1 protein-coding gene is annotated in these 858 nt (G+C 72.8%); it reads right to left on the bottom strand.

Annotated features, from left to right (window positions below; translation table 11 throughout):
- Nucleotides 1-124 precede the first annotated feature (124 nt).
- Nucleotides 125-763, bottom strand: a complete 639-nt coding sequence (locus tag ACFWH7_RS01775; RefSeq protein WP_378214720.1) for a Rid family hydrolase — start codon at nucleotides 761-763, stop codon at nucleotides 125-127.
- Between the last annotated feature and the right edge of the window lie 95 nt (nucleotides 764-858).

The following is an 858-nucleotide window of genomic DNA, read 5'->3' as shown; positions in this document are numbered from 1 at the left end:
CGCCGGGAAACGCCGGACTCCCCTCCCCCCTCCCGGTCCTGCGCCCCAACAGCTCCACCTACCGCTACTCCGTCCACCACCCCCCCCCGGCCCCCCACCCTCCGGGGCGCCGGCCCGTCGTGCGTCACTTCGGGTAGACCGCGTCGACCTCCACCTCCACGAGCCAGCCGTTCACGGGGAGGTTCTCGATCTCGAGCGCGAACCGCGACGGGCGCGCGGCGTTGACGACCATCGGGGCGGTCGTCGCCGAGCCGAGCTGGACGTCGATCGGCTTGCCGGTCGCGAGGTTCGTGTTGGCGAAGAACTGGCGGTAGGCGCGGTTCCAGCCGGCGAAGTCCATCTTCTCCTGGCCCGCGGGGTTCTGGAGGAACACGCGCATGGACACGACGTCGTCGTAGGACAGCCCGGCCCGCTCGAGGTTCTCGCCGATCCGCATGAGGACGTTGATCCCCTGCGCCTCGGTGATCGTCACGCCGGCCGGCAGCACCCCGCCTGGAAACACGTCGGTGGGGATGTAGCGCTCCTCGGCCCCCGTCCCCGGCGCCGTGTTCATCGCGGAGGGCCCGAGGCCCGAGGACTTGTACCAGGCGACGTTCCTGCCGAACGCGACGCCGTCGGCGATCGACGGGGTGTCGCCGGTGACGAACGAGAAGGACTCGGTGGGCTTCGGCTCGAAGAGCTTCCCTGCGGCGACGGCGGTGCCGGGGACGGCCACGGCGGCGGTGACGGCGACGGCGACGACGACCTTCGTGCGGTTCTTCATGCAGGCCTCCAGGCGGGGACGACGGGCGCCACCCTGGCGCCCCCGCCCGCGGCCCCACCCAGCCCCGCGCCGCCGCCCCAAAAGCCCCGCCCAGG

It is taken from the genome of Cellulosimicrobium cellulans (genome assembly GCF_042723955.1).
Classification (GTDB): Bacteria; Actinomycetota; Actinomycetes; order Actinomycetales; family Cellulomonadaceae; genus Cellulosimicrobium; species Cellulosimicrobium cellulans_H.
This window is presented reverse-complemented; position numbering and strand designations above follow the sequence as displayed.

Excerpts from the sequence above, each read along its gene's own strand:
- ACFWH7_RS01775 (WP_378214720.1), bottom strand. The coding sequence starts at position 763 with ATGAAGAACCGCACGAAGGTCGTCGTCGCCGTCGCCGTCACCGCCGCC.